We start from the raw sequence: 26,097 nt of genomic DNA on the forward strand, positions 1-26,097 counted from the left end.
CGGGGTCGGAATCAGAATTGCAGGGTGACGCCCAGCCTGGCGGTACGGCCGGGCGCGGGGACCAGGCCCAGGCTCAGTGCATCCAGGTAATAGCGATCGGTGATGTTGTCGATGTTGAAGTCCACGCTCATGTTGTCGTTGACGCGATAGGTGGCGAACACGTCGAAGATCCGGTACGAATGCCAGGGCACGGGGCGCAGGAAACCATTGCGCGTGTCGTCGAAGGCGGTGGGCATGTTGCGCTGGCCCATGAACGTGCCGCGCACACCCAGCATCAGGCGGCGGTCGAACAGCCGGGTGCCGATGCGCGACGAGGCATGCCAGCGCGGCGGAATCATGTTCGTGACGTAGCTGTTGGCCAGGCCGTAGTCGGTGCAGTCATAGCGCCGGTAGGAAGCATGCTCGCAGACCGCGATATGGTTGTAGCGGGTGCCTGCGGCTTCGAAGAAGAACACGCCGGCGTCGTATTCCACCGACAATTCGGCGCCGCGCACGCTGACCTTGTCGATGTTGCGCATGCGGAAGACGTTGCGGCTGTCGGTATCTTCCCAGCCGTAGCTGACGGTACGGGTGAGGTAGTCCGAGGTGGTGTTGCTGAAATAGGCCAGCTTGACGCGCAGCTTATCGGTGTCGGTGAACACCGCGTCGCGCAGCAGGTTCATGCCGATTTCACGGTTGTAGGCATGCTCGGGCTTGAGGTCTGCGCCGATGGTCGGAGCGACGGAGAAGCCGCTGGTATTTTCGAACAGGCTGGGCATGCGGATTGCTTCGGCGTAGCGCAGATACACTTGCAAGCCATCCGTAGGTTCCCAGGTCAGGCTGGCCAGCGGCGTGGAGCCGCTGTTGCGGCTGCTGTAGAACACCGGCAGGCATTTTCCGAACGCATCAACGGCTTCGCACCAGGCACTGTCGGCGGCCGGCGTCTGGGCCTTGTGATCTTCGGACTTGTAGCGGCTGTAGCGCAGGCCGGCATCCAGCGTCAGGGAAGGCAGTACTTCCCATTTGATGGCGGTGAACAGGTTGTACTCGCGCCGTTCGCCGGCACGGGCATCGCCGTCTGTGCCGAAGATGTCCGTGCCATTGCCGGCCTTGCCGTCCGGGCCCACGGTTTCGCGCTGCAGCGAGAAGCCGTAGCGCCATTCCGGCATGCCCCAGACGTCGAAGCGCGAGGTGTTGCTGATATCGAAGCCGGTGCGCTTGTAGCGCTCGGTGACGTTGCTGGATTCCGTCGTGATGCCGCTGGCGAAATCGCCGGAGACGGCATAAAGATCGTTATTGCTCTTGGTGTTGGTATGCCACAGGTTGGCCTTCACATCGAAGAAGGCATTGTCCGCAGGCGTCCAGCGGTAGCGGCTGGTATAGGTATTGGCCGTGACATGACTGTTGTTGGTCTGGGCAATATCATTGGTCCACAGCAATTGCGACGGCATTAATTCGCCGTAGCTGCTGTCATAGCGCAGCCAGCTCAGTTCCAGGTCGTGGTCGGCGGGCAGCAGGAACCTTGCCTTGACCAGGGTCGATTCGCTTTCGAAATTGGTATTGGCAATGCGTTCGCCGCCACGGAAACGCGTGGCCCCCTGCAGTTCGGGACGGACTTCCGTATAGAAAGGCAGTTTGCGCTGGTCGGAAAAATCGACGTACGGCGTAGGGCCGTGCGTACCGGCGTAATAGTTGCCCTGTTCGCGGCGTGCATAGGCCGCCACCAGGTCCACCGCCGCGAAGCGCTGCGCCAGCGCAATGCTGCCCGCCCAGCTCTTGGGCTTGTACCAGTCCGGTCGGTCCATCCCTTCGTCGGAGGCAAAGCGGCGCGGCATGGCATGGGTACCGCCGCCGGGCCTGGCTTCATTGCAGATTTCCGGGCTGGAGCAGTTGATGCGCCAGGCGCCGTTGTCCACGCCGCCGCCGCGCAGGAAGTAGCCGGAGGGCGTGCCGGGTTCCGGCGCCGACCCGCTGTTATTGCCTATCATCTGCCCGCGCACGCGCACGCCGAAGGTCTGCCCGTCGCGCAGGATGTCATCTGCACCTATGGTACGGGCGCTGACCAGGCCGCCGGTGGCGCCTTCGCCGCCCGCCGACATGGTGGGGCCTTTTTCGATCAGGATGCCGCCGATCAGGTCGGGGTCGATATAGCTGCGCGAGGACACGCCGGAATAGCCGCGATAGACCGTGGTTTCCTGGCGGGCACCATCGACCAGCACGGGGACGCGGCCCTGGCCCTGCATGCCCCGGATATTCACGTCCAGGCCGCCGGAGTTGCGGTTTTCACCGATCAGCACGCCGGGAATGCCCTGGAAAATATCGCCCACGGACGTCCCGCGGAACAGTTCGATGTCATCGCGAGACAGGACTTTCATCGAACTGGCGCTGCGAAACGGCAAATCCTTGTCTGTGTCGTCAGGCGCGGCCCCCTGGACTTCGATATCGCTGAACTGGAAGATGCCATCGCGCGTGGCGGGAGCGGCTTCCAGCGTATAGCCGGTGGCGCCGGCTCGTGCGCTCAGTCCGCTGCCGTTGAGCAGTTGCTCCAGGCCGGCGCGGACGGTATAGCTGCCTTCCAGGCCGCGTGAGCTCAGGCCCTGCACCTGCTCGGGCGTGAACGAAAGATTCAGGCCGGACTGACGCGCGAACTGGTTCAGGCGGTCGGCAAGCGGGCCAGGAGCGATGTGATAGGTCTGGACGCTATTGGCGCTGTTTTGTCCCTGAGCCTGTACCGGCTGCTGCGGATAGGCCAATACCAGTGCCGCTGCCAGCGCCAGCGGCGGGCAAAGACTGAAGGCGCGGGAGCGCGCACCGGGCGCGGTGCGGAGTGTAGGGGCTGACTGTCGGCCAGGAGGATGGAGGGGCATGACGGCAAGATCCGGAAGTGTCTTTCCTTCTATGCCGTACGAAAATGCAAAACCCGACAAAAATTTCTACGCGATTCATTTCCATTCCTATTCCGGCGATAGCCGGACGGCAATGGCAACGCGCGCCGACAGGTTTCAGGCCTGGGCCCTTACTATCGTCCAGTAACGTGTGCGCTGGCCGATTTCCACCGGCAGGACGCGTGGCAGCAAGGCCAGCAGGCTGTCAGTATCGCGCAATTGATACGTTCCGGAAATACGCAGCGAGGCGATCTCCTGCGTCCAGTCCAGGCGTCCGTGGCGGTAGCGTCCGACTTCCGCCAGGAAGTCCGACAGCAGCATGTTCTGTGCGACCAGCTGGCCTTCGGTCCAGGCCAGCATGTCCATGCCCGGATTGGCGATGGGCCGGGCCGCAGCGGCAGTCAGTAGGTAGTCGCCGGGGGCGGGCGCCAGCGTCGGGGCCGGCATGTGCCGTCCTTGCGCCGGGACCGTTCCGGTTTCTACATGCAACTGGCTGCCGTTAGCCAGCTGGCGCACGGAAAAGTGGCTGGCCCTGGCGTCCAGCCTGCCGTCACGGGTTTCCACGCGCAAGGGCATGAACGGCGTGTCGTGCCGGGCCGTGACGCTGTTCAGACTGATCTCGCCGCGATCCAGCAGAATCAGGCGTTCGTCCGGGCCGAAACGCAGGCGTATCGCGCTATCGGTATTGAGGTGCAGGCGCGAGCCGTCGTCCAGTGTGAGCAGGGCGCGCTGGCCGATGCTGGTGGCGTGGTCGGCGCGCAGGCGCTGCCAAGGGGTGTATTCGTGTGCGATCCAGCCTGCGGGAACGGCCAGCGCCAGCAGGCTGCCGAATTGTCCCAACGCACGGCGGCGTGACAGGCGGTTGGTCGATCGGTGCAGCAGCGTGGACGGGCTGACCGGCAATCCGGAGGGAACCTGCTGCACGTGCTGGCGTAATTGGCTGTAGGAAGACTGTACCGCCTGCCAGGCATGCTCATGGGCGGGATGGCGCTGGCGCCAGTTCATACAGGCTTGCTGCAGGCTGGCATCGCCGGGCTGGGATTGCAGGCGTACCAGCCAGAGAATCGCCTGTTTTTCCAGTTTCTCGTTGCCCGTGGACATGGCGATAGTCATGACGAATGCTGCATCAACTGGTGGCAGTGGAACAGTGCGTCTGCCATATAGCGTTCCACCGTGCGCACGGAAATACCCATCTGGCCGGCAATTTCGGTGTAGCTCATGCCGTCGAGCTGGGCCATCAGGAAGGCGGTGCGGGCCTTGGGCTTCATGGCTTCGATCAGCCTGGCGAGCTGCTGCAGGGTTTCGAGAATCAGGGTGTGCTCTTCGGGAGACAGCGCCATTGGTTCGGGCTGTTGCGCCAGGGCATCCAGATACGCCTGCTCCAGCGATTGGCGGCGCCAGAAGTCGATGACCAGGCCATTGGCAATGGTCTTCAGGTAGGCGCGTGGTTCCTTGAGTGTCTGGCCGTCCAGCGGTTGGACCTGGTTGCGAGAAAGCATGCGCACGAATGTGTCTTGTGCGAGGTCGGTCGCCTGGCTGGGGTTGCCCAGTTTGCGCGCCAGCCAGCGGAATAGCTCGCCATAATGCGCACGGTAAAGGCATTCAATAGTGCTGTGGTCGGCGGAGGCCTGGCGCGACATGGTCTGGCAGTGGCGTAAGGAGCAGTTCGGTGGAACGATGGAGCGGCAAGGACAAGCCGTATGAATCAGGTAGGCTTGCCTGGCGATTGGAGATGCGTGCTGTCCAATTCTTTATGCTATAGAAAATGAAACTTATTATCAATAGTGGTCTGGAAAATACAACAAATGGCGCGGCGTTTTTCCTCACACCGCGGCGACGGCGTCCTTCTCCGGCAACGCGGGCGTCAGCTATGATCGGCAACAGCAGTCATGCGGCCTGCACAAGGAAAAATAGAATGAAGACCATAGACCTCAACAGCGATCTGGGCGAGAGCCTGGGCGCATGGAAAATGGGTGACGACGCTGCCATGCTAGACATTGTCAGTAGTGCGAATGTCGCCTGTGGCTATCATGCTGGCGACCCGGCCGGCATTCTGGCAACCCTGGAGGCAGCGCGCCGGCGTGGCGTGACTGTGGGCGCGCATGTCGCCTATCCTGACCTGCTCGGATTCGGCCGGCGCAATATGGATATCGCCAGTGCCGACCTGACGGCAGGCGTGATTTACCAGATCGGGGCGCTGCAGGGGCTGGCCCGGGCTGCTGGCTTGGCGGTGCGCTACGTCAAGCCGCACGGCGCGCTCTACAACACCATTGCGCATGACAAGCGCCAGGCCATGGCGGTGATCGCAGCCATCCGGGCCATAGACGCCAGCCTGACGCTGGTGGTGCTGGCTGGTTCGCCGCTGGCAGCGTGGGCGGCCGATGCAGGCCTGCGCACAATGGCAGAAGCCTTTGCCGACCGTGCCTACACGCCCCAGGGAACCTTGTTGTCACGCCGCGAGCCGGGCGCCGTGTTGCATGATCCGGGATTGGTGGCCAGGCGCATGCTGCGTCTGGCTGAGGAAGGCGTGATCGAGGCCGTGGACGGCAGCCTGGCGCCGGTGGTGGCGGATTCCATCTGTGTGCATGGTGACAGCCCGGATGCCGTGGCCATGGCGCGCGCGGTACGCGATACCTTGCAACAAGCAGGGGTGGCGGTGCGCGCTTTCGCCTGATGGCGAAGGCGATCTTCTCATGCCATGCTATGTCGGCCGAGCCGAGCCGAGCATGAGCGGTCATGATCGCCGAGCCGCGACGGGTTTCCCTGGTCGTTGCCGGCCTGTTTGTCCTTGATTGAGACTGGAGTGTTGCCCTTGCGTTTTCTTCCTGTCAATTCGCATGCCATGCTGGTCGAGCTTGAAGATCTGGCGCAGGTACTGGCCTTGTTCGAGGCGCTGCAGGCCGAGCCTCTTCCGGGTGTCGAGGAACTGGTGCCGGCAGCGCGTACCGTGCTGGTGCGTTTCCAGCCCGCATTGATCTGCCGCGAGGTGTTGGCCGGGCACATTGCGGCGTTGCGTACGCAGACTGGCGCGCAACAGCCAGGCGAACTGGTGGAAATTCCGGTGCGCTATGACGGCGAAGACCTCGACGAGGTGGCCCAATTACTGGGGCTGAGCCGGGAAGAAGTGATACGGCGTCACACAGGCAGCGCATATAGCGTGGCCTTTACGGGCTTTGCGCCAGGTTTCGCCTATCTGGCCGGTGGCGATCCGGTATTCGACGTACCGCGCCGAACAAGCCCGCGCACTCGAATTCCGGCGGGAGCCGTCGGCCTGGCAGGCCGGTTCAGCGGTGTTTATCCGCAGGCCAGTCCAGGCGGTTGGCAGATTATTGGCGTGACCGATGTGCCCATGTGGGATGCCACGCGCGCCGTACCGGCCCTGCTGCAACCGGGAATGCGGGTGCGCTTCATCGAGCAACGCGGGCCTGTCGGGGCGCCGGTCTTCAGTCGCTCCGGCCAGCATCAGCCGCACTCCCGTCCCCAGGCCCGCTTGCCGGCCGTCGGGTCCGTAACGGCTGCGGCTGCCACCGGCATGTCCGCTTGCGTGATGCGTCAGCCGGGGTTGCTGGCGCTGTTCCAGGACCAGGGGCGGCCAGGGCTGGCGAGCCAGGGCGTCAGCGCTTCGGGCGCGCTGGACCAGGCGGCGCTGCGCGAGGCCAACAGGCTGGTCGGCAACGCGGCAGGCACTGCCTGCATCGAGTTCGTGCCCGGTGGTTTTGAAATCGAATGCCAGGGCGATGTGGTCATTGCTGTGACCGGCGCGGACGCGCCGCTGATACTGCGCGACCGTGAGGGGCGCCATGCCGGCCTGCCCAGCCATCGCCCGCTGGCATTGACCGATGGCGAACGTTTTCAGGCCGGTCCGGCCCGGGCCGGCAGCCGGGCCTATCTCGCAGTGCGTGGCGGCTTTGCCGTTGAGACATTCCTGGGCAGCGCCTCGAGCGATACCCTGGCCCATATCGGCCCTGACGCCTTGCGGGCCGGAGACAGGCTACCTGTGCTGCCCGCCCGCCACGGCTGCGTGGGCGAACCGGCTGTGTCCCGTCCGGATATGCCCGCGCCTGGCGAGACTGTCTGGCTGGATATTACGCTGGGGCCGCGCGCCGATTGGTTTACGGATGCAGCGCTGGCCCTATTGCTGCAGCAAGCCTGGCAGGTGACCCCGCAATCGAATCGCGTGGGGATACGGCTGCAGGGGGCGGTACCGCTGGCCCGCAGCCTCACGGCCGAATTGCCCAGTGAAGGAACGGTTGCAGGCGCACTGCAAGTGCCTCCCAGCGGCCAGCCGGTGCTGTTTCTTGCTGACCGCCCCTTGACTGGTGGCTATCCTGTCATTGCTTGCGTGGCGCCCCACGACCTGGACCGTGCCGGGCAGATACCGGTAGGCGCATTGGTACGCCTGCGTGTGCTGGAGCCGTTCCAGCCCATCATTCCTGAGCGCCGGCCGATTGCTGGCGACGTGTCGGCAGCCGCTCCGGCTTCATCTCCTTCCATCCTGCCATTGCCATGAAAAAAATCCTCATCGCCAATCGTGGTGAAATTGCCGTGCGCATCGCCCGGGCCTGCGCCGATTACGGTGTGGCCTCGGTAGCGGTCTATGCTGACGCCGATTTCGATGCGCTGCACGTGCGCATGGCCGACGAAGCCTATGCGCTGCATGGCGAGCGTTCCGTCGACACCTATCTGGATATCGGCAAGCTGCTGGAGGTGGCTCGTCGCAGCGGGGCCGATGCAGTGCATCCCGGGTATGGCTTCTTGTCCGAAAACGCGGCGTTCGCGCGGGCGGTTATCGACGCGGGCCTGATATGGATAGGCCCGCCGCCTGCCGCCATCGAACAACTGGGCGATAAGGTGCAGGCGCGCAAGCTGGCCATGAAGGTTGGCGCACCCTTGGTGCAAGGCACCAGTGATCCGGTGCGCAATGCTGGAGAAGTCGTGGTGTTCGCACGGCAACACGGCTTGCCGGTTGCGATCAAGGCGGCTTTCGGTGGGGGCGGGCGCGGCCTGAAAGTCGCCCGGAAACTGGAAGAAATCGAAGAAATGTATGCATCCGCAGTGCGTGAGGCCTCAGCCGCCTTTGGCCGAGGCGAATGCTTCGTCGAGCAGTTCCTGGACCGGCCCAGGCACGTAGAAGCCCAGGTGCTGGCCGACCAGCATGGCAACGTCGTGGTTGTGGGCACGCGCGATTGCTCGCTGCAGCGGCGCAACCAGAAATTGGTAGAGGAAGCGCCGGCGCCATTCCTGAGCGATGAACAGCGTGAACGCATCCACGGTGCCGCGCGCGATATCTGTCTGGCGGCTGGCTACGTCGGGGCCGGAACGGTGGAGTTCCTGCTTAGCGCCAATGGCGCCATCTCGTTTCTGGAGGTTAATACGCGCTTGCAGGTCGAACATCCCGTGACCGAAGAAACAGCGGGTGTGGATTTGGTGCTGGAACAGCTGCGTATTGCGGACGGCGAAATGCTGTCGTTCCGTGACACGCCGGCGCCTCGTGGCCATGCTTTTGAATTCCGCATCAATGCCGAGGATGTCGGGCGCGGATTCCTGCCTTGCCCTGGACCGGTACGGCGCTTTGACCCGCCATCCGGACCCGGCGTGCGTGTGGACAGCGGTGTGACGGCAGGGTCGGAGGTATCCGGCCATTTTGATTCCCTGCTGGCCAAGCTGATCGTGACGGGCGCGACGCGGGCCCAGGCAATCGCCCGGGCCCGTCGCGCGCTGGCCGAGTTCCGGGTCGAAGGCCTGGCGACCGTCTTGCCCTTTCACCGTGCCGTCATGGCGCATGAGGATTTCACCGGGGCCGAGCCGTTCAGGGTGCACACGCGCTGGATAGAAACGGATTTTGCCAATACCTTGCCGGCCGAAACGCCTGCCCGGCAGGCGCTGGCGCCCGCCTTGCAGCGCCTGGATATCGAGTGGGACGGGCGACGGGTAGCATTGGGCCTGCCGCTCACCTTGTTGCAAGGCCTGGCGGGCCTGCCTGCTCAGGCCGCAGGACGGCATTCAGGTGCTGCGCCGGACATTGCGGCCACGCCTTTGGAACAGCCGCCCGCAGTGCTGGCCCCGATTGCCGGTATGTTGCAGCGCTGGAAAGTGGAAGATGGCGCTCAGGTCGAAGAGGGTGACTTGCTGGCCATCATGGAGGCCATGAAAATGGAGATGAACATCGTGGCGCCGCGGGCTGGACGTATTGTGCTTTTGGCTGCCGAGGGCAGCCAGCTGGAGGCTGCGGCCGCACTGGCGGACATCACCTGATTCCCGCCGCCATGCCGGGTGTTGCCGCCGGAATCCGATGGCGCGCATGCGGGTTGGCAACACGGCAAGGGCAGGCGGAAGATGGATGGTGGAAGGACGAAAACACAGATCAGGGCAATGTCTGGTCTTTTTGCGCAAAAAATATAAATAAAGCGAAAAATTAATAAGTTTTGATTAAATTAGTATGTATCGGATAATGCGATTCAAATCCGTGGCTCATCTTGCCCGCGCAGCGGTTTGCCGAGCGGTGGCATTGCGCTTGGGGAACCCAGGGATATACTGCCGGTCAATAACATAGCAATAACCAGATAAGCCAGCCTCCGACTGCTGGTGGCGTGCAGTGGCAGGCATGCCGTGGCGGAAGGCCCCCATTGCGGCTGGCGTAGGAATAAGTACCATGGCTGACGCATCCGAAACCTCCAAGGAACCGCAGATCTTCGATCCGCAGGCTCAACCATGGACGCCAATCCCTGTCGAAGCACGCCTGCCGGCGGAATTGCTGACTGGCGACGCGATCCAGGCGCGGCTGGGCCAGTTGGGACCGGCGCCGGGGTCTGTACTAGGCGGCGATATCGGCTTGAGCCTGCGTGCCTTGCCTGCCGCCATGCGGCCCGTGCCTGCGGCGGTACTGATGCCTATCGTTATGCGGGGCGATGGCGCGGGCATGCTGCTGACGCAACGCAGCGCCAACCTCAGCCATCATGCAGGACAGATCAGTTTCCCCGGTGGACGCGCCGAACACAGCGACGCTGGCCCGGTGGCGACGGCATTGCGCGAAAGCCACGAAGAAATCGGTTTGCGGCCTGAGCAGGTGCGGGTGCTGGGCACCTTGCCGCAATACCTGACCGTCACCGGTTTTGCCGTCACGCCGATTGCGGCCTGGGTGGAGGGCAACCCCTCGCTGGAACCGGCGGCGCGGGAAGTTGCCGAAATTTTCGAGGCGCCGCTGGAATACCTGCTGGACCCGGCCAACTATCGTATCCATTCCGCGCAATTGCCCGATGGCGCCAGCCGCCGCTACTACTCGGTTTCCTGGGACAAATATTTCATCTGGGGCGCCACGGCGGCGATGCTGCGCAATCTCTACCTGGCGCTGCGCCCGGCTAAATAAGGGTAGGGCTATTCCCGCTCGGACAGGGCGAGCTGTTGGTGTGCGGGCACGTGTCTCAATAACGTTGCCCGGCTTCCAGTTCGTCTAGCAGGCGCAGGTATAGTGCATAGCGTCCCGTGTCGATGGCGCCGCTTTCCAGCGCTGCCAGCACGCCACAGCCGGGTTCGCGCCTATGGGTGCAGTTATAGAAGCGGCAGGACGGGATATGCGAGGCGAATTCGGGAAAACCGCGTTCGATATCGCCGGCCGACAGATGCTGCAGGCCGAAAGCCTGGAATCCCGGTGAGTCGATGAGGTCACCGCCGGGTGCCGGCAGGTGGTACAGCCGGGTGCTGGTGGTGGTGTGCCTGCCGGTATCCAGCGCCGTCGAATGCTCGCGGGTGGCGGCGCCAGCCTCGGGGGCCAGGGCGTTGAGCAGGGTGGATTTGCCCATGCCGCTTTGCCCCAGCAGCAGGCTGGTGCGGCCCGCCAGCTCGGGGGCCAGGCGCGCGCGGGTGGCTTCGTTATCATGGGCGCTCAAGCGCAGCACGGGCACACCCAGCCGCTCATACGGGGCCAGGCGGGTTTCCGCCAGGTCCAGTCCTTCGGCCAGGTCGGTCTTGTTCAGCAATATCAGCGGTTCGATGCCTACCGACCAGGCACCAGCCAGCGCCCGTCCCAGCAGGTCATCGGAAAAGGTGGGTTGTACCGCAACCACGATCAGCAGCCTGTCGACATTGGCGGCGAATTGCTTGGTGCGCATGGCGTCCGAGCGGTACAGCAGGTTGCTGCGCTCGCGCACGGCAGCAATACTGCCGCCGTCCAGTCCTTCCGGGGCGATCGTCACATAATCCCCCACGGCCGCGGCTGCGGCCTTCTTGCCGCGCGGATAGCACTGGCGCAGGCTGCCGTCCTCCAGTTCCACTTCATAGTGCCGGCCATGGGCGGCAATGACGCGGCCTTCCAGCGTGCTGCTCATGCTGCCTGCTCCAGCTGGTTGAGATGGGCGATACGCAGCGCGGCGGGCGGGTGGGTGTCGTAGAACGCGGAATGCACGGGGTCGGGAGTCAAGGTGGCGGCGTTATCGTTATAGAGTTTGAGCAGGGCCGCGACCAGGAATGCAGGCTGGCTCTGTGCGGCGGCATAGGCATCGGCCTGGTATTCATGGCGGCGCGACAGCCAGCTGCGCACGGGCGTCAGGAAAAAGGTGAAGACCGGGCTGACCAGGAAAAACAGCAGCAGGGCCATGGCGGGCTGGCTGGATGCGTTGGCCGGGACAGCGTTGAACGCGGTGTAGAAGCCTGGCTGGGCGGCCAGCCAGGCCAGTATGCCCAGGGTCACGAGCGACAGGAATTGCGCCAGCAGCAGGCGCTGGCGGATATGGCCGTGCCTGAAGTGTCCCAGCTCGTGGGCCAGCACGGCTTCGATTTCATCATGGTTCAGTTTGGCCAGCAAGGTATCGAAGAAGACGATGCGGCGCATTTTGCCCATGCCGGTGAAATAGGCATTGCCGTGCGCCGAACGGCGCGAGCCATCCATGACGTACAGGCCATTGAGGGCAAAGCCGCAGCGTTGGGCCAGCGCGTGGATGCGCGCGCCGAGCGCATCGTCGTTGAGCGGCGAGAAGCGGTTGAACAGTGGCGCGATCCAGGCGGGGAACACCAACATGATGAACAGGCTGAAGGCTGACCAGAGCAGCCACGCGTAGAGCCACCAATAGGGGCCCGATGCCATCAGCGCGAGCACCGCGGCGGACAGCGGGGCGCCCAGCAGAATGCTCAGCAGCGTGCCCTTGATCGTGTCGGCGACAAACAGGCGCTGGGTCATGCGATTGAAGCCGAAACGCGCCTCCAGCCGGAAATGGCGCCACCAATTGAAAACCAGGTCGATCGGCGCCATGACCAGCAAGGCCAGGCCTAACAGGGCCAATTGATGCGCCAGCGGCGGCCATTGCCAGGCAGCGATCCAACTGTCCAGCGCCGCCAGCCCGCCGCCCAGTGTCAGTATCAGCAGGACCACGGCGTCGGCGCAGGTGTTCAGCCAGCCCAGCCGCAGGCGCGCGACCGTATAGTTTGCCGCGCGCTGGTGACTGAACAGGCCGATATGGCCGGCAAATGCTTCCGGTACGCGGTCGCGGTGAGTCTGCACATGGCGCGCATGGCGCCCGCCCAGCAGCCGCTTGACCAGCAGGTTCAGCACCAGGGCGGCAAGGAACAGCCAGGTCAGGGAGGAAGGAAAGGCGTCGGGCAGGAGCATGGAGGCTGGCGGTATGAGAAAATGTCGTGTTTTAAAGGCAGATTATATGGCTCGGAACGAAAATCGCCTGGTCTGGCTGGACATGGAAATGACTGGCCTGGACCCGGAAAAAGAACGCATCATTGAAGTGGCTGTTGTTGTAACGGAACCTGATCTCAGCGTCGTGGCAGAAGGCCCGGTGCTGGCGATCCACCAGGACGACAGCCTGCTCAACGCGATGGACAAATGGAATACCGCCACGCATGGCCGCAGCGGCCTGACCGAACGGGTGCGTGCATCGACGACGACGGAAGCCCAGGCAGAGGATATCCTGCTGGCGTTCCTGGCGCAGCATGTGCCGGCGGGAAAATCGCCGCTGTGCGGCAATACCATCAGCCAGGACCGCCGCTTCATGTTCCGTTACATGCCGCGTCTGGAACAGTTCTTCCATTACCGTAACCTGGACGTGAGCACGCTCAAGGAGCTGGCGCGGCGCTGGAAGCCCGAGGTCTATAAAGGCTTCGAGAAAAAATCGCGCCACGAAGCCCTGGCGGATATCTACGAATCCATTGATGAACTGAAATACTACCGCGAGCATTTCCTCAAGGTTTAAGGCGTGCCAGGGCAGGGATGACTTGTCCAGGATGCCGCGACCAGGCCGGCCAGGCTAGCGTGCCCGGGCCGGCTTTTTCATCCCTGGGCGGGCTGGCTCAGCGGTTGTCCTGCAGGGACTGGCGCGAGACGCGCCGGTACCAGCTGTGCAGCAGGGCCGCCGAGAGCGCCAGGCCCACCGATGCCATGAGCCACATGGTACCCGCGCCTTGCGGCGATCCCGGAATCAGTGCTTCGCGCACACCATCCAGCAGGCCGCGGCCCGGGCCCAGGCCCAGATACCAGCCGCCGGCCAGGCCGACGCCGCCCAGCGCCAGGCCTTGCAGCAGCATGGGCACGAAGGCCACTTTGTGGGCTCGTAGTAGATAGGAATTGATGCACTGCATGCAATCGACGATATGGAACAGCACCAGCAGTGGCATCAGCGTCAGCACCACGGCGGCCACATGTGGCTCGTCGGTGTAGGCGCGCACGATCAGCGGCCGTCCCAGCACCAGGATACAGACCGTGACCACGGCGCCGCATAGCGCCAGCACGATACCGGCGCTGCTGATGCGGCGCGACAGCATGGGGTCGCGGGCGCCCAGCGCGCGGGCGGACAGCGCTGCGGTAGCTACGCCGATGGCCATGGGCATCATGAAGCAGAGGGCTGCCAGGTTGGAAATGATCTGCTGCGCGCCGATGACATAGGTGCCTTCGCGGGCGACCAGTAGGGCCATGAATGTGAAGGCGGACACTTCGATCAGGTAGGAGCCGCCCATGGGCAGGCCCAGGCGCAGCAGGGTTTTCTGGTCGCTCCAGCGAATTCGGCCCATGCGCAGTGCGAACTGGCGGAAGAACGTGTCGTGTCGCAGCACCAGGATGCCGGCGGTCAGTGAAATGACATAGACCAGAGCCGTGGACAGGCCGGCGCCCTGTGCGCCCAGCGCCGGCAGGCCAAGGTTGCCGTAGATCAGCAGCCAGTTGAAAAATGCCTTGAAGCCGATGCCGGCCAGATTGATGGCCATCACGATTTTCGGGCGCGATACGGCGTTGCCCAGGGCATAGATGGTCCGGAAAACCAGTGCGAAGGGCAGGGCCAGCGCCAGCGCCCTCAGGTAGGCGGCGATGCTGGCTCGCACTTCCGGCGCGACGTCGCCTGACAGACTCAGCCACATGTCGGGGAACAGCATTAGTACCGCACCGATGACGGACAGGGCCAGCGCCAGCCAGACACCCTGGCCCCAGGTGCGGCCCAGCTCATGGTATTGCTTGGCGCCGAATTGCTGGGAAAGGATGGGAATCAGCGCATGCAGCACGCCCATCAGGCCGACGAACACCGTGACGTAGATCGAGACAGATAAGCCCATGGCCGCCAGGTCCGTGGGAGAGGCGTGGCCCGTCATGGCCGTGTCGAGTACGCCGAAGGCAACGCCGGCCCACTGGCTGATCAGGACGGGCCAGGCGTTGCGGGCGATCAGGGTCAGGTTGTGCCGCAGCCCGGGTAGTGCAGCGGCACTCATGGTGCGGCGCGCCTGACCAGGAAGAACACCTCGTGACGGTCCGCGGTACGGCCGCCGCGCCACAGTATCTGCCCTTCGCGTGCCAGAGAGGGCAGGCCAGCGCTTTCCAGCCTGCGATTGGTCGTTTGCAGCAGTACCAGATTGCAGTTGCCCGAGAAATCGAAATTCAGGTTGGAGAACACCTGGAAGGCGGCGCGCTGCGCCAGGCCCAGGCCGGCGCTGCGTACGCATTCACCGGGCCGGATATTGGCCGCGATGGCCTGCGACAATTCCTCCGAGGTGGCACGGTAGCTGCGCGCGTAGTCAATGGCAGGCAGCCACAGCAGGGCCAGCAGGGCCCAGGTGGCCGTCAGGCCGCAGGCGGACAGAATGGTGCCGCGCCATAGGGCCGTGGGCTGGGTGCGCAGCCGCCAGCTCACCAGCGCAGCCCACAGACCGGTGGTGACCAGGGCCAGCAACGTGGCCAGGAGATTGATGTGGGGTTCGAACCCGGTGGTCTGGCGGGCAATATTGCCCGCAATCTTGGTAGGCCAGCCGAAATGCAACGCTACCCACCCCAGCCAGACGGAGGCCACGGTGAGTGAAAAACACATGATGGCGAACCAGTCCAGCGTATTGATCACGCCACGGCGCAGGGTGGGAAGCGCGAAAGCTGCCAGTACGGCGAAAGGCAGCACCAGCATGGCGAATTCGGGTTCGAAAGGTTCGCCCATGGCCAGCAGGCAGAGCACGGCGCCGGCTGCCAGGGAGGCAGGCAGGCGGATGTGTGGTGCGGCAGTCCATTGGCGCCAGCGCCACAGCGCCAGCAGCGCCAGGGGCCAGGTCGGCCACAGGAACCAGGACAGGTCGCGCAGGGTGCGCAGGATGACCGTGGCCTTGGGCGCACCGAACTGCCCCAGGTTCCAGCCCAACCATTGGTCTACCCAGTAGGGGTTGGCTGCGCGTGCAGGCATATACCAGGCCAGGAACAGCAGCGCGGCCAGCGCCAGCGCGGCGACCAGCCACTGGCGCGGCAGGCTGACGTGGCGCGGTGCGGGCAGCAGCAGGATGAGCATGGCCAGCAGAATCGGCAGCGCGCCCGGCAGGCCGCGCGTCAGCATGGCGCCGGCCAGCGCCAGCCCCAGCGTGGCAGCGCCGCTCAACGGCTTGTCCAACATGCGAGCCATGCCGTAGTAAGCCAGCGCCAGGCAGGCCAGCATGGCGGGCATGGATGAGCTTTCATGCACGCGCAGCAGGATGCCGACGGTCGCCAGCACTAGCAGCAGGGCGGTATCGGCCAGCATGCGGCCGTAATCGCGCGCCTTCGGCTCGCCGCCGAAGGGCAGTGCCAGGGGTTGCGCTTCCGGACGGCGGCCCAGCAGGTAAGTACCGTACCAGGTGGCGCTGGCCATGATGCCGAACCAGATCAGATTGGGCAGCCGAGCGGCGGCGAAATCGCCCATGATCGGGCCGGCGAGCCAGATGGTGATGGCGCCCGCCCAGGTGGGCAGCGGGCCGCCCTGGGCGTAGGCATAGTTGCCGATCTGTGGCAGCAGCCAGCCCAGCGGGCCTTCGCGCAGCGCGGTCAGCATGGTGGCCACGCCGATGATATCGTCGCTTTTCCATGGGTCGCGGAAAAACAGGCCGGCCAGGATATAGACGGCAGCCAGGCACAGCAGCGCCATGCGGGGCAGTTTCCGGGTGGCAGTGGCGGTCAGGCGTGAAGGTGTCGCGGTATGTTGGGGGTGCACGAGGAGGCAGGATCGGAAAAGGAAACGCCTCCCTTGCGGGAAGCACGGCTATGGATACGAAGTGTATAGCTGAAAAAAAGGCAGCCGTCACGGCTGCCTTTTCTATCTGCGCCTGTGGCGCGGAAGGAACGAGTCGGATTACGACGCGTTGGCAGCCTTCTTGGCGCCGGCGGTGCGGGCGAAGCGGGCGCGGAACTTCTCGACGCGGCCGGTTTCGACAACGCGGGTTTGCGCGCCGGTGTAGAAGGGGTGCGATTCGGAGGTCACGTCGCACTTGAACAGCGGGTAGGTCTTGCCGTCCAGTTCGATGGTTTCACGCGTTTGCACGGTGGAACGGGTCACGAACTTGGTGCCAGTGATCAGGTCCTGGAACACGACTTCGCGGTAGTCGGGGTGAATGCCTTCTTTCATGGAAATATCCTGTGTGTATGTCGGGTCGCCAGCAGGTTTCCATGCGCAGTGCCGCCCATTGCGACCGCCAAAGTGCGCCAGGCGCATCTATTAGGCGAAAACAGAAGACAGAAACCGGACGAACCGGCCGCAGGAAACCAGCCACGTTCCCTGGCTGGTCGGTAAAAGCAACTCGCGATTCTAGCATGATTATGCCAATCGGGTCGGATGCTTGCGGCGGTTTTTACACTCAGGTCGCTGCCCAGCCGCGTAGTTGGTAAACCGCCAATCCGATGTATTCCTTGATGATGGAACGGCTGGCATCAAAGGCGCGCCGATTTGGCATCCAGGCCCACAGCGCGCCGCGGTCTTCGGGCTGGAGGATCTGTGGTGCGGCAGGGGCAGGGATGACGGTCACGCCCTGTTTGTCGAAAGTGGCGACAGAACGCGGCATATGCAGCGCGGACGTCACAAGCAGCACGCTTTTCAGATTGTGCTGATGCAGCACGCGCGTTGTCAGGTGCGCGTTCTCGTAGGTGTTGCGGCTGGCTGTTTCCAGCAGCAGCGCTTCCCGGGGGACGCCTTGCTGGCGCAACATCTGCGCCATGCCTTCGGCCTCGCTCACCGTGCCTTCAGCCGCTCCGCCTGAGGGCAGGACGTAGGGCGCGCGCCCTGCCAGGTAGATTTCAGCCGCCCTGGCAGTGCGGCTGGGCTTTTGCCTGGGTAGCTCGGGCAGGAACCAGTTGGGCCGGCCGTTGGCGGTCTGGCCGCCCAGCACCACGATGACATCGGCTGCCGGCAGTTCGGCGGCGGGCTGGTACGGATAGGCGCTTTCCAGCATACCGCCTGCCCAGATCGACGTGACGGGCAGCGACCAGGCCAGCGACCAGACCAGCGCTACGGCCACCAGCAGGTTACGCAGGCGGCGCCAGCGCAACAGGCCGACCACCAGCGCGCAGGCCAGCAGGAAAAGCGAAAGGTGCAGCGGATAGACCAGGGACGAGAGAAGTTCGACGGGCGATGTCATGGTGATGTCAGGCCGGATCGGCGAGCAGGCTGGAAATGCGGTTCAGGACTTGATCCAGGCTAGGCCAGTTGTGCTGGTCGCCCATATAGTTGGCAAATGGCGACCACGGGCGGCTGTCGTCCGGGTCGGACACGCCGAACAGGGTGAGCTGGCGCGCGGAAGCCGCAGCGGCAATATGGGATACCCCGGAATCGTTGCATACCACCAGCGCTGCGCGCGTCGTCAGGGCGGCGAAGGCGCGCAGGGGCATGGGAGGCAGCAGCAGGGCGCTGGGCGCGTTCTGCCGGGCAATCTCTGTTTCATCAGGGGGCGGCGCCATGACGACTGCCCAGCCTTTGGCCTGCAAGGCCCGGGTCAGAGCTTCATAGTGTGGCCAGACTTTGACCTTGCCGCGATGCAGGCCGGTAGCCGTGGGCGCGATCATGATGAACGGCTGATCCTGCAGCCCGGCCTGTTCCAGGCATTCGCGGGCCTGCTGGTGGTCTTCCTGGCCCAGGCGCAGCGGGGACTTGGGCGGCGGTGTGACGGAACCGTGCGGCAAACCCCAGAGGCGCAAGGCCTGACGGGTTACTTCGTACCAGGATTCAACTGCGTGCATGGCCTGGGGCGGTTTCTGGATCGGCCAGCGCAGCAGAAAGCTGCGGCCATCGTCGCGGTAGCCGGCGCAGGGCAGGCCGGCCAGCCGGAAACTGAGCGCGCTGGAAAGGGAGTCGGGCAGCAACAGCCCCACGCTGCGTCCGCCAGGCTGGGGGTGGGCCTTCATGTGGGCCTGCACCACTTGCCGGTTCTGCAGGATCTTTCGCCCGAAGGGCAGATAGTCCTCAAGCGGCATGTGCGCCAGCAGGTTGGCGCCCCAGGCGCGCCCGCACGCCACGACAGGGATGCCGGTCTGGTTGAGAAGCTCCAGCGAGGGCAGTGCCATGCAGGTATCTCCGACCCAGTTTGGCAGGCGGAGATAGATTCTGGTCGGTTTCGGAAAAGTGCGCATCAGGAAAAACAGGTGGTGACGGTACAATCTTCCAACATTGTATTCAGCCTTGGAAGCGAGTCTGCATTGAAATCGAAAGAAAAACCCGCGCGTGCCGGTAAAACCGTGTCTCAAGAGCGCATGTTATGGGGACGGATCTACGCGAGGGTCGGCCAATACTGGAAGGGGCTGGCGCTGGCGATCGCGCTGATGACAGGCGCAGCGCTGACGCAGCCGGCGCTGGCGCTCATCATGAAACCTTTGCTCGACGACGGTTTCAGTGGTGGCAATCCTGACTATATCTGGATTTTCCCTCTGCTGGTCATTGCGATGATCGCCGTGCGCGGGGTGCTCAGCTTCTTCAGCGACTATTTGCTGGCCTGGGTGGCCAATAACGTGCTGCTGGGGCTGCGGCGCGACATGTTCGAGCGTCTGCTGGGCTTGCCGGACGAAGCTTTCCGCGCAGGCGAGAACGGCCGTCTGCTCAACCGTTTCACGATCGACGCCGGCAACGTCACGGGCTATGCCACCAGTGTCATGACAGTGTTGATCCGCGAATCGCTGATCGTGCTGTCCATGATAGGTGTGCTGTTCTACATGTCCTGGCAGTTGTCGCTGATCGTGCTGGTCATGTTGCCGGTAGCCGTGCAGGTGTCGCGTGCCTTCATCCGCCGCCTGCGCCATATCAACCGCGATACCGTCAACATGAATGCCGAGCTGACCCATGTGGTCAGCGAAACCATTGCCGGCCAGCGTGTCGTCAAGCTGTTTGATGGCTATGAGCGCGCCCGCCAGGGCTTCGGTTATGTGAATGGCCGCCTGCGCCGTTTTGCGATGCGTTCGGCAACCGCAGACAGCGCCATGACCCCGGTCACGCAGATGTGCGTGGCGGTTGCCGTGGCTGGGGCGATAGCCGTGGCGCTGCACCAGGCCAACCAGGGCACTTTGACTGTCGGTAGCTTTGCCGCCTTCATCACGGCCCTGGCCCAGATTTTCGATCCGGTGCGCCGGCTGACGCGTGTCTCTGGCGGTATGCAGAAAATGCTGGCCTCGGCGGAAAGCGTATTCCAGATGATCGACGAACCGGTCGAGCAGGACCAGGGCAAGAAAGTCATGGAACAGGCGCGCGGCCGGGTTGAATTCCGTGGCGTGTCGCACCGGTTCTCCGATACCGATCGTGAAACCCTGCAGGATATTTCCTTTGTGGCCGAGCCCGGCAAGACCATTGCGCTGGTCGGCCGTTCCGGTAGCGGCAAGACTACCCTGGTGAACATGCTGCCGCGCTTTATCGAACCCACTGGCGGCAGCGTCCTGCTCGATGGCGAGGAAATCCACGACCTGACGCTGGCCAGCCTGCGGCGCCAGATTTCCCTGGTCAGCCAGGATGTGGTGCTGTTCGATGGCAGCATTGCCGAGAACGTGGCCTACGGTGCAGTGGCATCTTCCAGTACCGATGAAACCGTGCGCGAAGCCTTGCGATCGGCCAGCCTGCTGGACTTTGTCGAGCGCCTGCCCAATGGCATCCATACCCAGGTTGGCGTCAATGCGGTACGGTTGTCTGGCGGCCAGCGCCAGCGTCTGGCAATTGCGCGCGCCTTGATCAAGGATGCGCCCATCCTCATCCTGGACGAAGCAACCTCGGCGCTGGACAACGAAGCAGAACGCCAGGTGCAGGCGTCGCTGGAGCGCTTGATGCGCAACCGCACCACGCTGGTGATCGCACACCGGCTGTCAACTGTCCAGAACGCCGACATCATCCTGGTCCTGGATGAAGGCCGTATTGTCGAGCGCGGCAGCCACGACGAGCTGATGCGCAGCCCGGACGGCCTGTACCACGCGCTGTACCAGATGCAGTTCAGGGGGAGCTGATAGAAATGGGCGGCCGGGCGCAGCATGGCCCGGCTTGTCCGGCAAGCAGCTGTTGCACCGAGACTCCCAAAAGAACGGGCCGGGCAGTGAATCACTGCCCGGCCCGTTCTTATTGCCGGTAAGGAGATACGCTGGCCTTACTTGCCACTTTTCCAGCGGCCGCCCAGTTGCGCGCAGCTGGCAGGCAGGGAAGCCAGGTCGTCGGCGGCGCGCTCATAGTAATAGGCGCCGCGTTTCAGTCCGGCCAGGTCCTGGCAGATGCCTTGCGCGGGCGTCGGGCACTGTTCCAGATAGGTGATTTTTCCTGCCTCGCCGCCCATGGCGGCCGATGTGTTGGCCAGTTGCTCGCAAGAGGTCTTGAATGCCGCTTCGTCTTCTGCCGGGTCCGACTGCACGCAGTCCTTGGATTTGATGACCTGGCCCAGGAGGTTGAAAGAACCCTCGATCATGCAGGCGCCATCCCTGGCCATCACAGGCGCGGTCAGCAGCAGGCAGGCGAGGCCGGATGCGGCCAGCAAGGTTGATTTCATGTGGGATTCCTTTGGTTGGTGCGCCGGATTATAGGAACGGACCATTTCCGAATTGCGATGAAGTGATTCCGTGGATTTCAAAAAATCACCGGCATCACTTTGCTCCGGGTGGATATCCGGACGGCGGGCAGCCAGGTTGTTCCGGGTGGATGGTGGGCTAGGCTGTACGACGGTTCATGCACGCTTCCTGCCGCCGCTGTGTTGGGGGCGGCAGGGCAGCGGCGGCAGCTGCTTGGCCGCCGGTCGCGTCAGAGCAGGATGATGTCGTACTTTTCCTGGGGGTAGATGGGTTCGACCTCCATGGAGATCGGCTTGGTGACAAAATCACCCAGCATAGCCATGTGCTGGCTCTCTTCTTCCAGCAGCAGGTCGATCACGGCCTGTGAGGCCACGATGCGGAATTCCTTGGGGTTGAATTGGCGCGCCTCGCGCAGGATCTCACGCAGGATTTCATAGCAGATGGTGCGGGCCGTCCGCACGGACCCCCGGGCTTCGCAAACCGGGCAGGGTTCGCAGAGCTGGTGCGCAAGCGAGTCGCGCGTGCGCTTGCGGGTCATTTCCACCAGGCCCAGTTGGGTATAGCCGTTGATGGTCATGCGAGTGCGGTCGCGCGACAAGGCTTTTTGCAGTTCCTGCAGCACCATGTCACGGTGCGAAGGATCATCCATGTCGATGAAGTCGATGATGATGATGCCGCCCAGGTTGCGCAGCCGCAATTGCCGGGCAATGGCGCGTGCGGCTTCCAGGTTGGTCTTGAATACCGTGTCGTCGAAGTTCCGGCCGCCGATGAAGCTGCCGGTATTGACGTCCACCGTGGTCAGTGCCTCGGTCTGGTCGATGATCAGGTAGCCGCCGGACTTCAGGTCTACCCGGCGCGAAAGCGCCCTGGCGATTTCTTCATCGACATTGGCGGTATCGAACAGGGGGCGTTCACCGCTGTAATGCTGGATGCGGTCGGTCAGCGCGGGCGTGTAGACCTGCGCCCAGTCGGTCATCGCTGCCTTGGTGCTGCGGGAGTCCACCAGAATCTTGCCGGTATTTGGGGTAACGATATCGCGCAGTACCCGCTCAGCCAGTGTCAGGTCCTGGTGCAACAGCGAAGGCACGCCCTGCTTGCGGGCCGATTGCTGGATGCCTTGCCAGAGCTTCAACAGGTATTCCACGTCGGCGGCCAGTTCTTCATCGGTTGCCCCTTCGGCCTGTGTGCGCAGAATGAAACCGCCATGGGGGTCTTCGGGCAGCAGCGCCGTCAGTTGCTGCTTGAGGCGCTTGCGTTCCTCCTGTGATTCGATTTTCTGGGAAATGCCAATGTGCGGATCATGCGGCAGGTGCACCAGCATGCGGCCGGCCAGGCTGATCTGAGAGGACAGCCTGGCGCCCTTGGTTCCCAGCGGGTCCTTGATGACCTGGACCATGATGGTCTGGCCCTCGAACAGGATTTTCTCTATGGGGGTGATGGTCTGGCCCTGGGTGCGTTCCTGGCGGTTCTCGCGCAGGTCCGCAATATGCAGGAAGGCAGCGCGCTCCAGTCCGATGTCCACGAATGCGCTTTGCATGCCCGGCAGGACGCGGTTGACCCGCCCCAGGTAAATATTGCCGACATGGCCGCGCTGGATACTGCGTTCGACGTGCAGTTCTTGCACGGCACCTTGTTCGACGATGGCAACTCGGGTTTCGAAAGGCGTAACGTTGATAAGAATGTCTTCAGTCATGGGCAAGCTCGGGTGTGGCCTGGGGCTGCGCGGTGGGAAATCCCGGCGCCGCTGGTGAGGCGGCTCCGGCGATGCCGAACGGCGGGCGCCTGCATATATATAGAGAAGGCAGGCAGTGCATGGGGCGTGGCGCTGACCATATCCGCCGCATCATTGTCCTGTCCTTGTTCCTGGCGGGCGCGCCCGCCAGGACTGCCTTCTATATATAGAGATGCCGGACGCCGGGTTCAATCCACGGCGAGGCCTGCGATCCTGATGGTTCAATAACAATGGATGCAAGCATTCTATGCCCGATGGCGGATTTGCGTATGTATGGCCGGGCAGGAGGGCGTGGTGTCGCGACGCCGGTGGCTACGGTTGGAACGAGGGTAAGCCCTTGTCCGGTGTCTTTGGGTTTTCTCGCATGGTTCTCGAACAAGCACATGCGCATAATGAAGTCGTGGCCAGTGTTGGCCGCAGAGGATGCTCGACCGTCTGAGTCTCGGCGTAAAGCTCCGGAATCCAGGGCGCGACGGGCTGGCGAGCCGCTCTTGGTAGATATAAACGCAGAGATTTTCCCGTTTTCAGCGGGAGGAGAAAGATTTTCTTCGAAAAGTTTTACACGGTGATGAAAAGCGTGCTATATTTCGTTTTCTGTTGAGCGACGCAACAAATTCTTCGGAAAGCGAAGCGGAGTTCGACGGGGGCGGAAACGGAGTTTGTTTTCAGGCGCTGAGGTTTGATCCTTGAGGACGGCCAGGCGGTGCGGGAAGCAGGTTCGGCAGGGTTTTGAAGAAGGGTTCAGCAAGTGTTGACAAGCTTCAAAACTTCATGTTAAAGTTTCTAGCTCGGTTGCTTAGTAACTCAGGGTTAACCCTAGCGGGTGGTTCTGATAAGCGGCCGGAAACGAGGTCTGGTGGGTTTACCCAGGCGGCGTTTTTCAAGTGGGGATTCAGTGGATAGCCGTTAAGTGGCAAACGAAACTGAGTTGACAAACCTGAAAAACTGCTTCATAATCTCGTTTCTCTGCTGATGCAAATCAGCGAAACGCGAAAGCGATGCAGTAGGAAGTTCAGTAGTTCAGTACCGAATTTGCAGTAACTGCTCTTTAACAACTTAACAGCCGATAAGTGTGGGCGCTTGGAATGAGTGTGCGATCCCAGCAATGGGAATGCCAAAATTATCAAGTGCCTACGAAAGAAGTAAGGTTTTATACCTCACTTCCTTTGAAAGCAAAGCGACATATTTCCGTCCCGGAAACGGGAAGGTATATGTAAACAACAGAGATTGAACTGAAGAGTTTGATCCTGGCTCAGATTGAACGCTAGCGGGATGCTTTACACATGCAAGTCGAACGGCAGCACGAGGAGCTTGCTCCTTGGTGGCGAGTGGCGAACGGGTGAGTAATATATCGGAACATGCCCAGTAGCGGGGGATAACTACTCGAAAGAGTGGCTAATACCGCATACGTCCTACGGGAGAAAGCAGGGGACCTTCGGGCCTTGCACTATTGGAGTGGCCGATATCGGATTAGCTAGTTGGTGGGGTAAAGGCCTACCAAGGCGACGATCCGTAGCTGGTTTGAGAGGACGACCAGCCACACTGGGACTGAGACACGGCCCAGACTCCTACGGGAGGCAGCAGTGGGGAATTTTGGACAATGGGGGAAACCCTGATCCAGCCATCCCGCGTGTGCGATGAAGGCCTTCGGGTTGTAAAGCACTTTTGTCAGGAAAGAAATCGCCCGGGATAATACCTCGGGTGGATGACGGTACCTGAAGAATAAGCACCGGCTAACTACGTGCCAGCAGCCGCGGTAATACGTAGGGTGCAAGCGTTAATCGGAATTACTGGGCGTAAAGCGTGCGCAGGCGGTTCGGAAAGAAAGATGTGAAATCCCAGGGCTTAACCTTGGAACTGCATTTTTAACTACCGGGCTAGAGTGTGTCAGAGGGGGGTGGAATTCCGCGTGTAGCAGTGAAATGCGTAGATATGCGGAGGAACACCGATGGCGAAGGCAGCCCCCTGGGATAACACTGACGCTCATGCACGAAAGCGTGGGGAGCAAACAGGATTAGATACCCTGGTAGTCCACGCCCTAAACGATGTCAACTAGCTGTTGGGGCCTTCGGGCCTTAGTAGCGCAGCTAACGCGTGAAGTTGACCGCCTGGGGAGTACGGTCGCAAGATTAAAACTCAAAGGAATTGACGGGGACCCGCACAAGCGGTGGATGATGTGGATTAATTCGATGCAACGCGAAAAACCTTACCTACCCTTGACATGTCTGGAATCCCGAAGAGATTTGGGAGTGCTCGCAAGAGAACCGGAACACAGGTGCTGCATGGCTGTCGTCAGCTCGTGTCGTGAGATGTTGGGTTAAGTCCCGCAACGAGCGCAACCCTTGTCATTAGTTGCTACGAAAGGGCACTCTAATGAGACTGCCGGTGACAAACCGGAGGAAGGTGGGGATGACGTCAAGTCCTCATGGCCCTTATGGGTAGGGCTTCACACGTCATACAATGGTCGGGACAGAGGGTTGCCAAACCGCGAGGTGGAGCTAATCTCAGAAACCCGATCGTAGTCCGGATTGTAGTCTGCAACTCGACTACATGAAGTCGGAATCGCTAGTAATCGCGGATCAGAATGTCGCGGTGAATACGTTCCCGGGTCTTGTACACACCGCCCGTCACACCATGGGAGTGGGTTCTACCAGAAGTAGTTAGCCTAACCGCAAGGAGGGCGATTACCACGGTAGGATTCATGACTGGGGTGAAGTCGTAACAAGGTAGCCGTATCGGAAGGTGCGGCTGGATCACCTCCTTTAAGAGCATATGTACACGAAGCGAAAGCGTCCACGCTTATCGGTTGTTGTTTAGGATGAGTCGGTAGCAGGAGAGGAATGGGAAGTCACCTTCCTGGTTCTGCTCCGGTACAGACTCTAAGGTTTAGGGTCTGTAGCTCAGTCGGTTAGAGCACCGTCTTGATAAGGCGGGGGTCGTTGGTTCGAATCCAACCAGACCCACCAACGGTTTTGCAGTATGAAGATGCTGTGGATTGGGGGATTAGCTCAGCTGGGAGAGCACCTGCTTTGCAAGCAGGGGGTCGTCGGTTCGATCCCGTCATCCTCCACCAAACCTTGGTTTGCCCTGGAAACAACAAACTTATCGGATTTGAGTTCAACGGTGAGCGCACGCGAGTGTGTTGATCGTTGGGTTTAGACCTGACGGCTGTTTTGTTCTTTAACAATTTGGAAGAAGCACAACGAGAAGTGTTTAACATGGAATCGCGCAAGCGATGAAATTTTAGATACGGGTTGTGATTGCAAAATCGAAAA

General features: G+C 62.3%; 18 protein-coding genes, 2 tRNA genes and 1 rRNA gene. 9 read left to right on the plus strand and 12 right to left on the minus strand.

Features of this window, described 5'->3' with window-relative positions; all coding sequences use genetic code 11:
* Positions 1-11: 11 nt before the first annotated feature.
* The 3 genes from ACEW7X_RS05225 to ACEW7X_RS05235 all read right to left on the minus strand — a co-directional run bounded on the left by ACEW7X_RS05225 (position 12) and on the right by ACEW7X_RS05235 (position 4,504).
* Positions 12-2,846 (minus strand): TonB-dependent receptor domain-containing protein, encoded by a 2,835-nt coding sequence (locus ACEW7X_RS05225; protein ID WP_420177705.1) that lies wholly within the window; start codon positions 2,844-2,846, stop codon positions 12-14.
* A 135-nt stretch (positions 2,847-2,981) separates the two neighbouring features.
* Positions 2,982-3,977 (minus strand): DUF4880 domain-containing protein, encoded by a 996-nt coding sequence (locus ACEW7X_RS05230; protein ID WP_420177706.1) that lies wholly within the window; start codon positions 3,975-3,977, stop codon positions 2,982-2,984.
* Positions 3,974-4,504, minus strand: coding sequence for a sigma-70 family RNA polymerase sigma factor (locus tag ACEW7X_RS05235; RefSeq protein WP_127773469.1), 531 nt, complete (start codon positions 4,502-4,504; stop codon positions 3,974-3,976). Before ACEW7X_RS05235 ends, ACEW7X_RS05230 begins: the two co-directional genes overlap by 4 nt.
* A 275-nt stretch (positions 4,505-4,779) precedes the next feature.
* On the opposite strand from ACEW7X_RS05235, the gene ACEW7X_RS05240 reads away from it, so the two are divergent.
* From ACEW7X_RS05240 to ACEW7X_RS05255, 4 genes are all read left to right on the plus strand, one after another.
* Entirely contained in the window at positions 4,780-5,538 is a 759-nt protein-coding gene (locus ACEW7X_RS05240; RefSeq protein WP_253100977.1) for a LamB/YcsF family protein, read from the plus strand.
* A 138-nt stretch (positions 5,539-5,676) separates the two neighbouring features.
* Positions 5,677-7,374: an urea amidolyase family protein gene (locus ACEW7X_RS05245; RefSeq protein ID WP_130487123.1), complete on the plus strand. Its 1,698-nt coding sequence runs from the start codon at positions 5,677-5,679 to the stop codon at positions 7,372-7,374.
* Positions 7,371-9,119 (plus strand): acetyl/propionyl/methylcrotonyl-CoA carboxylase subunit alpha, encoded by a 1,749-nt coding sequence (locus ACEW7X_RS05250; RefSeq protein WP_420177707.1) that lies wholly within the window; start codon positions 7,371-7,373, stop codon positions 9,117-9,119. Before ACEW7X_RS05245 ends, ACEW7X_RS05250 begins: the two co-directional genes overlap by 4 nt.
* 397 nt (positions 9,120-9,516) lie before the next feature.
* Complete coding sequence (locus ACEW7X_RS05255) at positions 9,517-10,230, plus strand: CoA pyrophosphatase (RefSeq protein ID WP_127773473.1); 714 nt, start codon at positions 9,517-9,519, stop codon at positions 10,228-10,230.
* A 55-nt stretch (positions 10,231-10,285) separates the two neighbouring features.
* Here the strand turns inward: ACEW7X_RS05255 and rsgA are convergent, their stop codons facing one another.
* Entirely contained in the window at positions 10,286-11,188 is a 903-nt protein-coding gene (rsgA, locus tag ACEW7X_RS05260; RefSeq protein ID WP_068373815.1) for a ribosome small subunit-dependent GTPase A, read from the minus strand.
* Positions 11,185-12,465: a M48 family metallopeptidase gene (locus ACEW7X_RS05265; protein ID WP_420177708.1), complete on the minus strand. Its 1,281-nt coding sequence runs from the start codon at positions 12,463-12,465 to the stop codon at positions 11,185-11,187. Before ACEW7X_RS05265 ends, rsgA begins: the two co-directional genes overlap by 4 nt.
* A 46-nt stretch (positions 12,466-12,511) precedes the next feature.
* Here ACEW7X_RS05265 and orn point away from each other — a divergent pair, with 46 nt between their 5' ends.
* Positions 12,512-13,057: an oligoribonuclease gene (gene orn, locus ACEW7X_RS05270; protein ID WP_068373810.1), complete on the plus strand. Its 546-nt coding sequence runs from the start codon at positions 12,512-12,514 to the stop codon at positions 13,055-13,057.
* 97 nt (positions 13,058-13,154) lie between these two features.
* On the opposite strand, the gene ACEW7X_RS05275 is transcribed toward orn, so the two are convergent.
* The 5 genes from ACEW7X_RS05275 to ACEW7X_RS05295 form a co-directional block, all read right to left on the minus strand.
* The gene (locus tag ACEW7X_RS05275) at positions 13,155-14,558 is read right to left on the minus strand and encodes an MATE family efflux transporter (protein WP_127773476.1); all 1,404 of its coding nucleotides are present in this window, start codon (positions 14,556-14,558) and stop codon (positions 13,155-13,157) included.
* Positions 14,555-16,288 (minus strand): ArnT family glycosyltransferase, encoded by a 1,734-nt coding sequence (locus ACEW7X_RS05280; RefSeq protein ID WP_420177709.1) that lies wholly within the window; start codon positions 16,286-16,288, stop codon positions 14,555-14,557. The genes ACEW7X_RS05275 and ACEW7X_RS05280 overlap by 4 nt, the downstream gene beginning before the upstream one ends.
* Before the next feature lie 138 nt (positions 16,289-16,426).
* Positions 16,427-16,699: a type B 50S ribosomal protein L31 gene (locus tag ACEW7X_RS05285; RefSeq protein WP_127773478.1), complete on the minus strand. Its 273-nt coding sequence runs from the start codon at positions 16,697-16,699 to the stop codon at positions 16,427-16,429.
* Positions 16,700-16,928: 229 nt separating this feature from the next.
* On the minus strand, positions 16,929-17,705 hold the full coding sequence (locus tag ACEW7X_RS05290) for a YdcF family protein (RefSeq protein WP_257740678.1): 777 nt from the start codon (positions 17,703-17,705) through the stop codon (positions 16,929-16,931).
* Positions 17,706-17,712: 7 nt separating this feature from the next.
* Positions 17,713-18,627: a glycosyltransferase family 9 protein gene (locus tag ACEW7X_RS05295; RefSeq protein ID WP_167731847.1), complete on the minus strand. Its 915-nt coding sequence runs from the start codon at positions 18,625-18,627 to the stop codon at positions 17,713-17,715.
* A gap of 186 nt (positions 18,628-18,813) precedes the next feature.
* Here ACEW7X_RS05295 and msbA point away from each other — a divergent pair, with 186 nt between their 5' ends.
* On the plus strand, positions 18,814-20,541 hold the full coding sequence (gene msbA / locus ACEW7X_RS05300) for a lipid A export permease/ATP-binding protein MsbA (protein WP_253596960.1): 1,728 nt from the start codon (positions 18,814-18,816) through the stop codon (positions 20,539-20,541).
* A 137-nt stretch (positions 20,542-20,678) separates the two neighbouring features.
* Here the strand turns inward: msbA and ACEW7X_RS05305 are convergent, their stop codons facing one another.
* Both ACEW7X_RS05305 and rng read right to left on the minus strand, forming a co-directional pair.
* The gene (locus tag ACEW7X_RS05305) at positions 20,679-21,071 is read right to left on the minus strand and encodes a hypothetical protein (RefSeq protein ID WP_420177710.1); all 393 of its coding nucleotides are present in this window, start codon (positions 21,069-21,071) and stop codon (positions 20,679-20,681) included.
* Positions 21,072-21,319: 248 nt separating this feature from the next.
* Positions 21,320-22,783 carry a ribonuclease G gene (gene rng / locus ACEW7X_RS05310; RefSeq protein ID WP_068373788.1) on the minus strand — a complete coding sequence of 488 codons (1,464 nt, stop codon included), beginning with the start codon at positions 22,781-22,783 and terminating at the stop codon, positions 21,320-21,322.
* A 1,268-nt stretch (positions 22,784-24,051) separates the two neighbouring features.
* On the opposite strand from rng, the gene ACEW7X_RS05315 reads away from it, so the two are divergent.
* The 3 genes from ACEW7X_RS05315 to ACEW7X_RS05325 all read left to right on the plus strand — a co-directional run bounded on the left by ACEW7X_RS05315 (position 24,052) and on the right by ACEW7X_RS05325 (position 25,895).
* Positions 24,052-25,586: ribosomal RNA gene (locus ACEW7X_RS05315) — 16S ribosomal RNA — on the plus strand.
* 125 nt (positions 25,587-25,711) lie between these two features.
* A tRNA-Ile gene (locus ACEW7X_RS05320) sits at positions 25,712-25,788 on the plus strand.
* A gap of 31 nt (positions 25,789-25,819) precedes the next feature.
* Positions 25,820-25,895: transfer RNA gene (locus tag ACEW7X_RS05325), tRNA-Ala, on the plus strand.
* The last annotated feature ends 202 nt before the right edge of the window (positions 25,896-26,097 follow it).

It is taken from the genome of Kerstersia gyiorum, assembly GCF_048595715.1.
In the GTDB taxonomy this organism is placed as follows: Bacteria; Pseudomonadota; Gammaproteobacteria; order Burkholderiales; family Burkholderiaceae_B; genus Kerstersia; species Kerstersia gyiorum.